Raw genomic sequence first — 11,667 nt, forward strand, 5'->3', positions numbered from 1 at the left:
ACATAACAAAGCATTTAAGAGTGATTCCCAACGCATGGCATTTTTCATTCCATCGTTAGGTTTTGTGTTTACGGTGGTCTGGTTGGGTTTCGTGGTAGCGTTGCTCACACCTTAATGCGGCGTTAGCTTTTTGGAGGATTAAATGACTATTCATATAGCCTTGGTTTTCGGTATGTTAGGTACTTTATTGCTAGCATTGGATGTGGCTAAATCAAGTATCCTTCGTAGAATTAGTATTATGTTTAGGCTGATGAAACGAGTGCAGTTTAGATTTGATGTGTTTTTCAAAGATGATTTAACTAAAACCGAGCAAACAGTCTTTTCTACAATTAAGGCACTCAGTGTCTATTCATCTCTATTAGGCTATCTACTTTTCTACCCTTTACTTGAAAATGAAAGCGCCCACAAAACTTATGTATGGATCATTTTTGGTGTTATCTGTTTTATTGCATGGTTTTACTTAGTTATAAAAATCGCAGATCATTTTCCATTGCTACTGACGGTTACAAATTGGATTCTGAATGTGGTTCTGTTTGTGTACTTTGTAATGTTTTCATTACTCGGTGTGCTGTTACAATTAATTATCGGTGTTTGCGTTTCTGCTGAGAAAGAGTTTATTGGTACACATCAAGCCCCCCGTTTTTTTGGAGTGCTTCTGTTGTTTGTAAGTTTTGCATTGCAATTTTGGGCACAAAGCTAACAAACAATTTAAGAGTGATTCAGCACGCTTGTCATTTTTGGTTTGGGTTGAGTTTGGTGTTTATGGTGGTCAAATTAAGTGTCGTGGTCGCGTGCTTCACACCTTAATTGGGCGTTAGGTTTTCGGAGTAACATGAAGCAAGTAATATTTATCTTGTGTACTTTGATGTCAGGAGTAGTAATGTCCGAGGGTTTGTTTTTAAGCTCATATAATAAAGTGTCTGATCGTTATGCAATTCTCGACGAGTTTGACCAGTCTGGAGTGCTTTACTTAACTAAGCCAGAGACTCAAAAGCCAGAACGAGACGCTGTCGCATACATACAGTACGCTCCTGTTTCTGAGGAAACTTGGAAACAGAAAATGAGGGCAGGAGAACCACTACAATTACATGAAGGCCTAGCTTCTGAAGTAGCAGTTATTGCAAAAACAGCAGAGCAAGATTTTAGCTTCTTATGGTCGGCTGATGGTAACTCAGTAGCCTTATTATATAAAAATGCTCCTATAGCTTTCGTTACTCAAAGTGAAAAGTATGGTTTTAGTAAAGCGGTAGTATCAGACTCACCAATTGTTTCTATGTGGGATACAGAGAAGTTTAACGAACTATTTGAGTAAAAACCTAACAAACTGCTCAAGAGGGATTCGCAACGCGTGGCATTTTTACTATGCGTTGAATTTAGTGATTAAGGTAGTGTGCAGCGGCTTCGGTATTGCGTTGCTCACCCCTTAGCAGGGCGTTATGCCAACGGTTAAATAAGGAAGACAATGGAATATATAGAATGGAATGATTTCCAAAAAATTGATATTCGTGTAGGTACGATTACCGAAGTTGAGGATTTTCCTGAGGCTCGTAGACCAGCTTATAAATTGAAAGTCGATCTGGGTCCAGAGCTAGGTGTGAAGAAATCCAGTGCTCAAATTACAGAGTTGTATTCCAAAGAGGATCTTTTAGGTAAACAGGTTTTAGCTGTAGTAAATTTTCCACCTAAACAGATTGGTCCAATTATGTCTGAGTGTCTTGTTACGGGATTATATCGTCCAGATGGTTCAGTAGTTCTTTCTACAGTTGATATGACGCTACCAAACGGGGCAAAGTTAGCATAACAAACAATTTAAGAGTGATTCAGCACGCTTGGCACTTTTGGTTTGCGTTAAGTTCTGTGTTTACGGTGGTCAAATTAGGTATCGAGGTCGCGTGCTTCACACCTTAATTGGGCGTTAGTACGGGTTTTACATCAAAGGTCATAAGTTTTGGTGTTTATCTGTTTTGGCGCTCGTCTTTGCACCTTTCAGTTTGTGCCTCTCACGTTCTTTCCGGTGGCACTATATGCGGAGTGTTTGCTTTGACTTCACCGTTTACGGCTTCTAACTCTTAGCCTATTTCTTTGGTGCTTCTTCATTTTCGTGGTGGCTTTTGAGAGAACCTTGATGACATTTGGTGTGGTTGTTGAAGTACGCGGAAAGAATCCTTTTCTAATTTGAAGCCAGTGAAAGTAGGGCAGTTCAGTGCGTTTTTCTTCTAGCTAACTTTCGTTTTTCAATCGAGTTTAACTTTTGTAGCTGCCCGTCTCACTTCAGTGCTCAAAGCCTTTCATATCATGCTACTTTTCAATATCTTGGAGCGCACAAATAGAAGTAGCGCATGTACTAACAAATTGCTTAAGAGTGATTCGTAACGCGTGGCATTTTTACTATGCGGTGGCTTAGGGTGATTAGGGCGTCATGCGGTAGCTTTTGTATTGCGTTACTCACACCTTAGCAAGGCGTTAACTGTACTTCGATATAAAAATTACGAGTAAGTTGCACAAAAACAGGTCGTTTCTAAAATGAAAAAGTGGTTTATATTTTTGGTTCTTTTGCTAACAGGGTGTGTTGCTAAGCAAGTACCTTATTCTCCTTCTGATATGGTAAACACAGAAGTTGCGGCGAATGTGATTGAACAGGTCATAATGGAACAGCCCCAAAAATTTAGACCTGAAGGTCTTGTTGTGACCAGTTCTTATATCGGGTTATCAGAAGGTCAAAATTCAAAAGCAGTGGCAGTTAGCAATTATAATGACGCTTCACATTTGCTCCTGTCATCTTCAAACGTAAGGCTATCAGAAATCAATTCAAGGTATTATTTCAACTCGATATTGGCGCTTGAACTGTATAGCAAAAGAGATTGGTTTATCATTCAGCTAAAGAACGATGAACAACAGGTTGTTAAGCGTTTTTATACGAGAAGTTTAGAAAAGGCACAGCGGTTTATCGATTCAATAAATTACATGAAAATTTCGACTAAGCCATTTGCTGCTGAGTAGTACAGTTAACAAACTGTTCAAGAGTGATTCGCAACGCGTGGCATTTTACTATGCGTTGTGTTTGATGTTTAAGGTGGTATGCGGAGGCATCGGCATTGCGTTGCTCACACCTTAACAGGGCGTTAGTACGGGTTTGACATCAAAGGTCATAAATTTTGGTGTTTATCTGTTTTGGCGCTCGTATTTACACCTTTCAGCTAGTGCCTTTCACGTTCTTTCCGGTGGCACTATATGCGAAGTGTTCGCTTTGATTTCATCGTTTACGGCTTCTAACTCTTATCCTATTTCTTTGGTGCTTCTTCATTTTCGTGGTGGTTTTTGAGAGAACCTTGATCACTTTTGTTGTGGCTGTTGAAGTACGAGGAAAGAATCCTTTTCTAATTTGAAGCAAGTGAAAGTAGGGCAGTTCAGTGCGTTTTTCTTCTAGACAACTTTCGTCTTTCAATCGGGGTAAAGTTTTGTAGCTGCCCGTCTCACTTCAGTGTTCAAAGCCTTTCATATCATCTGAGTTTTCAATATCTTGGAGAGCATAAATAGAAGTAGCGCATGTACTAACAAACTGTTTAAGAGTGATTCGCAACGCGTGGCATTTTTACTATGCGTTGCGTTTAGTGTTTAAGGTGGTATGCGGAGGCATCGGTATTGCGTTGCTCACACCTTAACAGGGCGTTAGGCATCTTTTGAAAGTTTTGGCTCACAATGGAAAAACAAGAATATATAAATAAAGCTTCAAACCCTGATGAGTGGTTTAAGTGTGCTTTCGTACAAAAGAAAGTTGCGGATAAAATTTTAAAGCTAATGCTTGATGACGATGAGGTTATCGGGAATTCAGAGCTATTCAAAGACCTTTGGGGTAATGCACATTATCATTATGGTATAGCCTTGGAAAATGGCTTAAAAGGTATGCTGGTTTCTAGGTACCCTGATAAAGTCAAATTCCAAATTAATGGAGACAAGGTTCGTCTAAAAGGTTTAGGCGATAGGCAGAAATTAAGCCACAATTTAGTTGATTTAGCCGAAGAGGCGGGCATTTTTGAGCTTGGCTTACATAAATATGAAAGTGATGAGAAAGCTCTGAGAATTGTGTTGGCTCATCTAACAGATTCAGTTAAGTGGTCACCTAAATATCCAGTGCCAATCGACAATAAGTCTATGTTCAAGTTCGACAATACAGTTCCTGTAGCGTTGGTGTATGGTTTCCACATACTTGACGTTATGTCTCCTGTATTTGAAGTGTTTAAGGAAAATTCGGTGGCACATGCCTAACAAACAATTTAAGAGTGATTCCCCACGCTTGGCATTTTTGGTTTGGGTCTAGTTTAGTGTTTACGGCGTCCCAGTTAAGTGTCGTGGTTGCGTGGCTCACACCTTAATTGGGCGTTAGGTATAAAATGAGGAAAAAAAATGACGTTAGTTACAGCTTGGGTTCGACATAATAATCAAACTAAAGAGTTATATGTGGCAAGTGACTCAAGGCTTAGTGGTGGTAGAGAGTGGGATATTGGTACTAAAGTTCTCGATCTAGGGCGAGGGGACGCAGTTATTGCATTTGCAGGAAATACAGACAACGCATATCCGTTGATGTTGCAACTACAAACAGCGGTTCAAATGCACCCGAAAATGCGTTCTCGCGCATATGATTTGACGATTCTACGAGGTCATTTATTAAATATCTTTAACGATATGTGGCGAAGTATTGCTAACTTACCTATGGGACAATCTAGGCCTGATCCTGCCGCAGTCCAATTTATTTTGGCTGGGTATTCTTGGAAAGTTCAAGATTTTCGAATTTGGACAGTGTACTTTGATGAAGCAAACAACGAGTTCAAGTTTAGAAGTGCTTCAATGCATCGTAAAAAAGGTGGGGGAAACAAATATTTTGCGTTTATGGGAGATGACGCAGGACAGGCAAATGAGCGAGCATATGACCTTCTTCGTGAGCGTGGAAGGGTAGAGGAAGAAGGTATGCAAATGGAACCGTTCGAAGTGCTTAAAGAGTTTATTCTTGACCCAGAACGACCTTATATTGGTGGTTCTCCTCAGATAAGCAAAGTTTACTCTCATATGAATGTGTTGACTTACAATGTGTATTGGCCGAATAAAGCGTCTAATCAGGTAGCATACGGCGGGAGAGTTCTTATGCCCTTCGAGAGAAATGAGCTTCTAGCTTTTGACCCAGACTCATTTGAAGTTGGAAAAACATCTTGGCCTGATCCTCGAGGCTAAATATACCTAACAAAGCATTTAAGAGTGATTCCCAACGCATGGCATTTTTATTCCATCGTTGGGTTTTGTGTTTAAGGTGGTATGGTTTATTTTCGTGGTAGCGTTGCTCACACCTTAATGCGGCGTTAAGCTGCAATGGAACTTGTAGATATGTTTATAAAAACAAAAGAAATATTAGAAGCTTCGGAATCCGCCTTACTAGGATTCTCAATAAATCGAAGTTTGTTAAAACCAGCCCAGCGATTTTTTGTATACCCTTTGGTTTATTTAAAAATCGGCTTTGGGGACTTCACAAAACCTATGGCTGTATGGTCTTTCTGTAGTTTTGCCGCACTTGTTGTATTAGCTCTTTTTTCATCAAAAATAGAGATGCCTCGAGAGATATTTCTCATACTAACCAACATCTGCATATGGGGAGTCTTGTTACTAACGACCTTTTTGACGCCTAGTACCTATGCGTTCTATGGAGCAACAGAAGTTAGTGTAAATAAAATCGTCGATATACTTGATGAGAATGGGGTTAAATCTGAGTCAGACATAGAACTCTTAGAAAGTAATCTTGAAAAAGTCGAGAAGCGTATTGAGGCTCGAGTAAAGTTTTATAAATGGATAATCGGTGCCTTTTGGGGGCTTTATCTATTAGCCTTTAACTTTCAACTACGTTTTCTAAGCTTATCGGATAAACCAATAGACGAAACATTCCTAAAAAGTAGCTTTGAAGGCTTCATGTACGTAATTTTGTTTACCGTGTTCGCTTTGCTGGCAATGATCAGCTACAAACGAGCATCTAATATGTTGATAGCAAACCTCCAGTTCGCATGCGTAGAGCAGAAGTCACGCCAACCAGCAGCTTAACAAACGCTTTAAGGCGGATTCGCAACGCTCGGCGGTTTTGGTTTGATTTGGCTTTTGTGTCTTCGGTGCAATAATTGAGTGTCATGGTAATGTTGCTCACCACTTAAGCGGGCGTTAGGCATATAAGGAGTTTTAGTGAATAAGTCAGAGCTTATAGATGCATTAAAAGAAACAGGGATTGTAGCTAAAGAGAATGATGCAAACGGCGTAAGAGTGTTAATAACTTTAAATGACAATGAATCTATTAAGAGCAAAAACGAAAAAGGTTATTGGGATTTAAAGCTAAAACAAGCGCAATTTTGGGCAGTTATCCTAACTGTAGTTTGCTTAATTATTTCTACTACTTGGGGAGTATTTTCGCAAAGCACCCCTGAAGCTCAATATATACCAAGAGATGGTTATGTATTGAAGTTAACTAATGGCGGCAAAAGTAAATGCATGATTCCTGAAGTAAATGAGAACCAAACTAAAATGTACACAAAATTAACAGGCGTTGAACCTTGTTTTTGATATATGCCTAACAAACTGTTTAAGAGTGATTCGCAACGCGTGGCATTTTTACTATGCGTTGTGCTTAGTGTTTAAGGTGGTATGCGGGAGCTTTGGTATTGCGTTGCTCACCCCTTAGCAGGGCGTTATGTTCTAGGGAGAAATCAAGTGGTTGAACGGGTTACTTACGAAAGCTTACCTCAAATCGCAGGGCCTTATGTCCATGCAACAAAGCACAAAAAAACACTTTATATATCAGGGCTTAAAGCTTACGGTACTGATGCTCAAGTTCTTAGTTTGACAGAACAGGCCAAAGAGATTCTCGATCAAATTTCAACGGTTCTCAAAGCGGAAGGCTGTGCAAAAAACAACTTAGTAAAGCTAACCATTTTTGTTCGTGATATATCTAAGTTAGCTAGTATCCGAGAGCTACTATTTCATTTCTATGACGGCCATTTGCCAGCTTGTTCTCTGGTTGAAGTTTCTAAGCTCATTCATCCGGACTTACAAATTGAAATTGAGGCAGTAGTAGCGCTTTGAGTGCGAACATAACAAAGCGTTTAAGAGGGATTTGGCACGCGTGGCACTTTCAGTTTGCGTTGAGTTTGGTGTTTAAGGTGCTTTGCAGAAACTTATGTATTGCGTGCCTGCACCCCTTAACGCGGCGTTATGTGCTTTTGAGGAAAATTGACATGGAAGTAGTAGAAGCGAGTCCAGATTTAGCTCCAATATTAGCGAGTTACGCGAAAGAATGTTTGGAGTCGGGTATCCCTAAGTATTTCGGCGTTGATCAAGATCCTGAAGCTTATTTATCAGGTCTGGCTGAACGTTCTAAGGCAACTTCTGAATTACCAAACGGTTATTTACCCAGCACAACTTATTATTGCGTATCTGGCTCTGAAATCTTAGGTGCTATTCGAATTCGTAAAGGTACTAATGCCAACGTAGAAAATGTCATTGGGCATGTTGGCTACGAAACTAGACCGTCAGCTCGTGGTAAAGGTGTAGCCTCATTTCTCCTCGCTTGGGTGCGAGACCATGTTGTCACTGACTCAGTTATTGTTACTTGTTCAATTGACAATCCTGCATCCCAAAAGGTTATCGAAAACTGCGGCGGTGAGTATCTTGGTAACTACACAAGTGAAAACGAGGGCACTGTAAGGCGCTACCGTTTAACACGCACATAACAAAGCGTTCAAGAGGGATTCTCAACGCTTGGCAGTTTTGGTTCAAAGTTTAGCTTTTGTGATTATGGCACAATGGTTTAGGTAAGGTGGTGGCGTTGTTCACCCCTTAACGCGGCGTTAGGCAAATGGAGATAGGCGTGAGTTTAAGAATAATTGAAGTCGTAGATTTTCAGTCGTCGTGGGCTGATGATTTTAACCGAGAGAAAGCGCTAATCTGTAATGCGTTAAGTCAAGAAAATGTGGTGGGAGTTCACCATATCGGTAGCACTTCAGTTGAAGGTCTATGTGCGAAACCAATTATAGATATTCTACTTGAAGTTAAATGTCTCAGTGAGCTGGATGAGCAAAGTTGCTTGATGGAATCGCTAGGTTATCTTGCTAAAGGTGAGTTTGGTATCCCGGGTAGGCGCTACTTTCAAAAAGGTGGGGTTCAACGAACTCATCAAGTCCACGCCTTTCTAACAGGTTCACATGAAGCGCAAAGACACATCGCTTTTAAAGAGTATCTTATCGTTTTTCCTGAAGTGGCCGATGAGTATGGTGTGTTAAAGAAAACGGGAGCAGCAATCTGCAACAATGACATAGATGTATATTGCCGCCATAAAGACAGCTTTATTAAAGAGCATGAGGCTAAGGCTCTCAACTGGAAATTTGCCTAACAAACTGTTCAAGAGGGATTCGCAACGCGTGGCATTTTCACTATGCGTTGGTTTTAGTGTTTAAGGTGGTATGCGGCGGCATTGGTATTGCGTTGCTCACCCCTTAACAGGGCGTTAGTTCTCAAAGTTGTTTTAACTATCAGTGGAGTAAGTATGTTTACAGGCATAGTTCAGGCGGTAGCCGAAATTGTTGATGTGACAGATCAAAGAGGGATTAGAACTTTTGTTATCGACTTCCCTAAAGGGTTTTGTACTGATCTAGAAATTGGGGCAAGCATTGCTATTGACGGTGTGTGTCTGACAGTCACTGAAATACAGTCAGATGTTCGTGTTAAGTTTGACGTAATGCTGCAAAGCCTCTTGATCACAACTCTGAGTAAGTATTGCTCATCCCAATTAGTTAACGCTGAGAGAGCCGCAAAAGATGGGGCAGAAATTGGCGGTCACCCGCTATCTGGTCATGTGGACTTTAATGTAGCTATCGTCGACGTAAAACAAATTGAGGATAACTATTGTGTTCGCTTAGCACTCCCTGATGCTTGGAAAAGATACGTTTTCCCTAAAGGTTATATAGCTCTAAATGGAGCGAGCTTGACTGTAGCTGACGTAAATAAGCATGAAGGTTGGTTTGAAGTTTGGCTTATTCCTGAGACTCGTAGAATGACGGTTTTCGAATCAAAAGCCAGCGGTGACTTTATCAATATAGAAATCGAGCGTGGTACCCAAGTAGTTGTTGATACGGTTCGTGACACGTTAAATGAAAACCTTGGACCACTATTACCATTGTTTGAAAAACTCCTTTTAGAGCAAGGTGTTGATTTGGATTCCCTAGGCTATAAACCTCAGGCACTCAGTGGGTCAAAGAACTAACAAACTGTTTAAGAGTGATTCGCAACGCGTGGCATTTTCACTATGCGTTGCGTTTAGTGTTTAAGGTGGTATGCGGCGGCATCGGTATTGCGTTGCTCACACCTTAACAGGGCGTTATGTAGCCACGAGAAGACGGTAAGTTAAAAGGATTTATATATGTTAAATATTCGCCAAGCTCGCATTGAAGATATCAGTGTTATCAAGAAACTACAGTTTCAGCTTAATGAGTATCATCAAGCAAATTTACCTGATGACTTCTTATCACCGGAAGAAATTGAACAAAAAATAGACCTACACAAGATAATCGAAAGTGAAAGCTCGATTTTTCTGGTAGCCGAAAGCAAAGGGCAGTTAGTAGGTTTTGTTTTTGGTGAGCTATGGGTTCGTAAGTCTTGGACGCTCAAACAGCGAAAAATCGCGAGCATTGAACAAATAGTAGTGGATTCATGCTTTAGAAGCCAAGGCGTTGGATTGGCGCTAATAGAGGCATTTGAGGAAAGGGCTATCTCTAACGGCGGAGAAGAGCTGTTTTTAGAAGTATATTCCTTCAATGAATCTGCTTTAAGTTTGTATCGCAAAGCTGGTATTGCCCCCAAAATCCTAATTGGGCAGAAAGCACTAAGCTGAAAGTCGGCTACATAACAAATTGTTCAAGAGTGATTCGGCACGCGTGGCATTTTTACTATGCGTTAGTTTTAGTGGTTAAGGTGGTATGCGGGAGCTTTGGTATTGCGTGCCTCACACCTTAACAAGGCGTTAGCGCGCTGGGCCAGTCAAATCCTGGATGACATTGGAAAGGGTATCGGTCTATTCTTATTCTGATGTTTTTGTGAGGGTTAAGAGTATGGCACCAAGAAACTATTACACGTTACCTGAGATTGTCTTTTGTACTTATATTGCAAGATTTGGTCGCAGCCAGTTTGATGAAAGCGATATCAATGATTTTAGTGGTCGTTCATTGTCCTCAATTAAGATGAAGGTCCAGAATATTGCATCAATGATAGATGAGGCTGGTTATAAAGCATCGAACCAAGTTAGTTTGCTTACTGGAAAAACAACTGGTGAAAAAGGGCGTAAAACTAACTGGGATGATGTGCATCCTCTGTTAAATCTAGGCCAAAGTGAGTTGCTTAATAAATGCAGTGAACTTGGCATAAAAGCGCGCTAACAAGCAATTTAAGAGGGATTCACAATGCTCGGCATTTTTGCTTCTACTTCAAATTTAGTGTTTATGGCACAATGCTTTAGGTTTGGGTGGAGGCGTTGTTCACCCCTTAATTGGGCGTTATGTGTAATCAGAGTTTGAGATAAAATATGCACAAAGTAATCGGATTTGGCGTAGCAATATTTATGCTTGGTTGCGTCCAATCGTCAGTATTTGCAGAAGAAGGTTCTTTTGGTTTAGATGGTGAGTTTGTTTATAAAGATATGGTCGGCGGGCCATATTTTGATGAGTGGTATGTCGCTGGAGATATGGGCCAGCTGAACGACATTAAAATCTATCGTGAAGGTAAGTCAGGTTCGTTGAAGGCTATAATCAAGGTTGACTGTAAGTTACAAACGGTAACAGCCCAAGGTTCTGCCTTTATTTATGATTCTATTGCTTTGTCCAAAGAGGAAGCTCAAGAGTATTTCTTCGCGGATATTACGAAAGCAATCGTTAATAAAATCTGTATTCATTAACGAAACACATAACAAACTGCTTAAGAGGGATTCGCAACGCGTGGCATTTTCATTATGCGTTGATTTTGGTGATTAAGGTGGTATGCGGCGGGTTAGGTATTGCGTTGCTCACCCCTTAGCAGGGCGTTAACTGGCGCAAAAAATACGAAAGCACATTGATACGGTTTCTAGGTTCAGAAGTTTAGCGTGTTCGGTCGGTTTCCTTAATTGAGCTAATGCGACTAATTTCAATCTGGTACTTAAGTTTACTGATGTGAAAGGCGGAAAAAAGCCTTCTAATAATATAAGGCATTCGCGATTAGTTCGGCGCACTTACATTGCCGAAGTATGGTGTTGTGAGACGCATTTCAAACTAAAGATAAACGGTAATCTTTTGGTTAAATACATATTTGAGTTAGCTTTACTAATCATTAATTAGGAAAACCACTTTGGCTAAAGTGGCTGTAAGATCTGCGAAAACTGAAAGGCGCTCAGTTAACAAACTGTTCAAGAGGGATTCGCAACGCGTGGCATTTTTACTATGCGTTGGTTTTAGTGTTTAAGGTGGTTTGCGGCGGCTTCGGTATTGCGTTGCTCACCCCTTAACAGGGCGTTATACGCCATATGAAGAAAGTCTAAAAATTCAGGTCAAAAATCGCGATTTTCAGCGTTGATTCGTGGTATTTGGGCGTCGAGATATTCCGGCTTCAATCTTAATT

15 protein-coding genes are annotated in these 11,667 nt (G+C 40.6%); all 15 read left to right on the forward strand.

What is annotated here, in order from left to right:
- The first annotated feature begins 142 nt into the window (after nt 1-142).
- The 15 genes from L3V32_RS25300 (at nt 143) to L3V32_RS25430 (ending at nt 10,969) form a co-directional block, all read left to right on the forward strand.
- Nucleotides 143-700: a hypothetical protein gene (locus tag L3V32_RS25300; RefSeq protein ID WP_237285592.1), complete on the forward strand. Its 558-nt coding sequence runs from the start codon at nt 143-145 to the stop codon at nt 698-700.
- Between the two features lie 132 nt (nt 701-832).
- Entirely contained in the window at nt 833-1,312 is a 480-nt protein-coding gene (locus L3V32_RS25310) for a hypothetical protein (protein WP_229032651.1), read from the forward strand.
- Between the two features lie 150 nt (nt 1,313-1,462).
- Complete coding sequence (locus tag L3V32_RS25320; RefSeq protein ID WP_237285595.1) at nt 1,463-1,801, forward strand: tRNA-binding protein; 339 nt, start codon at nt 1,463-1,465, stop codon at nt 1,799-1,801.
- 722 nt (nt 1,802-2,523) lie between these two features.
- Nucleotides 2,524-3,000 (forward strand): sensor protein, encoded by a 477-nt coding sequence (locus tag L3V32_RS25335; protein WP_237285596.1) that lies wholly within the window; start codon nt 2,524-2,526, stop codon nt 2,998-3,000.
- Nucleotides 3,001-3,699: 699 nt separating this feature from the next.
- Complete coding sequence (locus tag L3V32_RS25350) at nt 3,700-4,266, forward strand: hypothetical protein (protein ID WP_237285597.1); 567 nt, start codon at nt 3,700-3,702, stop codon at nt 4,264-4,266.
- 138 nt (nt 4,267-4,404) lie between these two features.
- Entirely contained in the window at nt 4,405-5,226 is an 822-nt protein-coding gene (locus L3V32_RS25360; protein ID WP_065767811.1) for a hypothetical protein, read from the forward strand.
- Nucleotides 5,227-5,361: 135 nt separating this feature from the next.
- Nucleotides 5,362-6,081 (forward strand): hypothetical protein, encoded by a 720-nt coding sequence (locus L3V32_RS25365; RefSeq protein ID WP_172563206.1) that lies wholly within the window; start codon nt 5,362-5,364, stop codon nt 6,079-6,081.
- A gap of 135 nt (nt 6,082-6,216) precedes the next feature.
- Nucleotides 6,217-6,591, forward strand: coding sequence for a hypothetical protein (locus L3V32_RS25370; RefSeq protein ID WP_025523884.1), 375 nt, complete (start codon nt 6,217-6,219; stop codon nt 6,589-6,591).
- Nucleotides 6,592-6,738: 147 nt separating this feature from the next.
- Nucleotides 6,739-7,110 (forward strand): RidA family protein, encoded by a 372-nt coding sequence (locus L3V32_RS25380; RefSeq protein WP_237285599.1) that lies wholly within the window; start codon nt 6,739-6,741, stop codon nt 7,108-7,110.
- Nucleotides 7,111-7,262: 152 nt separating this feature from the next.
- Nucleotides 7,263-7,757 carry a GNAT family N-acetyltransferase gene (locus tag L3V32_RS25390; RefSeq protein WP_152816099.1) on the forward strand — a complete coding sequence of 165 codons (495 nt, stop codon included), beginning with the start codon at nt 7,263-7,265 and terminating at the stop codon, nt 7,755-7,757.
- A 137-nt stretch (nt 7,758-7,894) separates the two neighbouring features.
- Nucleotides 7,895-8,416, forward strand: coding sequence for a GrpB family protein (locus tag L3V32_RS25395; RefSeq protein WP_025541711.1), 522 nt, complete (start codon nt 7,895-7,897; stop codon nt 8,414-8,416).
- A 153-nt stretch (nt 8,417-8,569) separates the two neighbouring features.
- Entirely contained in the window at nt 8,570-9,286 is a 717-nt protein-coding gene (locus L3V32_RS25405; RefSeq protein WP_023585735.1) for a riboflavin synthase, read from the forward strand.
- A gap of 156 nt (nt 9,287-9,442) precedes the next feature.
- On the forward strand, nt 9,443-9,913 hold the full coding sequence (locus tag L3V32_RS25415) for a GNAT family N-acetyltransferase (protein ID WP_145533075.1): 471 nt from the start codon (nt 9,443-9,445) through the stop codon (nt 9,911-9,913).
- 217 nt (nt 9,914-10,130) lie between these two features.
- Nucleotides 10,131-10,454 (forward strand): hypothetical protein, encoded by a 324-nt coding sequence (locus L3V32_RS25425; protein ID WP_053808975.1) that lies wholly within the window; start codon nt 10,131-10,133, stop codon nt 10,452-10,454.
- Nucleotides 10,455-10,600: 146 nt separating this feature from the next.
- Nucleotides 10,601-10,969, forward strand: a complete 369-nt coding sequence (locus L3V32_RS25430; RefSeq protein ID WP_237285600.1) for a hypothetical protein — start codon at nt 10,601-10,603, stop codon at nt 10,967-10,969.
- The last annotated feature ends 698 nt before the right edge of the window (nt 10,970-11,667 follow it).

The organism is Vibrio sp. J2-4 (assembly GCF_021728155.1).
GTDB classification, from domain to species: domain Bacteria; phylum Pseudomonadota; class Gammaproteobacteria; order Enterobacterales; family Vibrionaceae; genus Vibrio; species Vibrio diabolicus.

Bases quoted from the DNA above. Each gene is read 5' to 3' on its own strand.
- L3V32_RS25300 (WP_237285592.1), top strand. From the start codon at position 143: ATGACTATTCATATAGCCTTGGTTTTCGGTATGTTAGGTACTTTATTG.
- L3V32_RS25310 (WP_229032651.1), top strand. From the start codon at position 833: ATGAAGCAAGTAATATTTATCTTGTGTACTTTGATGTCAGGAGTAGTA.
- L3V32_RS25365 (WP_172563206.1), top strand. From the start codon at position 5,362: ATGGAACTTGTAGATATGTTTATAAAAACAAAAGAAATATTAGAAGCT.
- L3V32_RS25335 (WP_237285596.1), top strand. From the start codon at position 2,524: ATGAAAAAGTGGTTTATATTTTTGGTTCTTTTGCTAACAGGGTGTGTT.
- L3V32_RS25390 (WP_152816099.1), top strand. From the start codon at position 7,263: ATGGAAGTAGTAGAAGCGAGTCCAGATTTAGCTCCAATATTAGCGAGT.
- L3V32_RS25350 (WP_237285597.1), top strand. From the start codon at position 3,700: ATGGAAAAACAAGAATATATAAATAAAGCTTCAAACCCTGATGAGTGG.
- L3V32_RS25425 (WP_053808975.1), top strand. From the start codon at position 10,131: ATGGCACCAAGAAACTATTACACGTTACCTGAGATTGTCTTTTGTACT.
- L3V32_RS25430 (WP_237285600.1), top strand. From the start codon at position 10,601: ATGCACAAAGTAATCGGATTTGGCGTAGCAATATTTATGCTTGGTTGC.
- L3V32_RS25360 (WP_065767811.1), top strand. From the start codon at position 4,405: ATGACGTTAGTTACAGCTTGGGTTCGACATAATAATCAAACTAAAGAG.
- L3V32_RS25415 (WP_145533075.1), top strand. From the start codon at position 9,443: ATGTTAAATATTCGCCAAGCTCGCATTGAAGATATCAGTGTTATCAAG.
- L3V32_RS25320 (WP_237285595.1), top strand. From the start codon at position 1,463: ATGGAATATATAGAATGGAATGATTTCCAAAAAATTGATATTCGTGTA.
- L3V32_RS25405 (WP_023585735.1), top strand. From the start codon at position 8,570: ATGTTTACAGGCATAGTTCAGGCGGTAGCCGAAATTGTTGATGTGACA.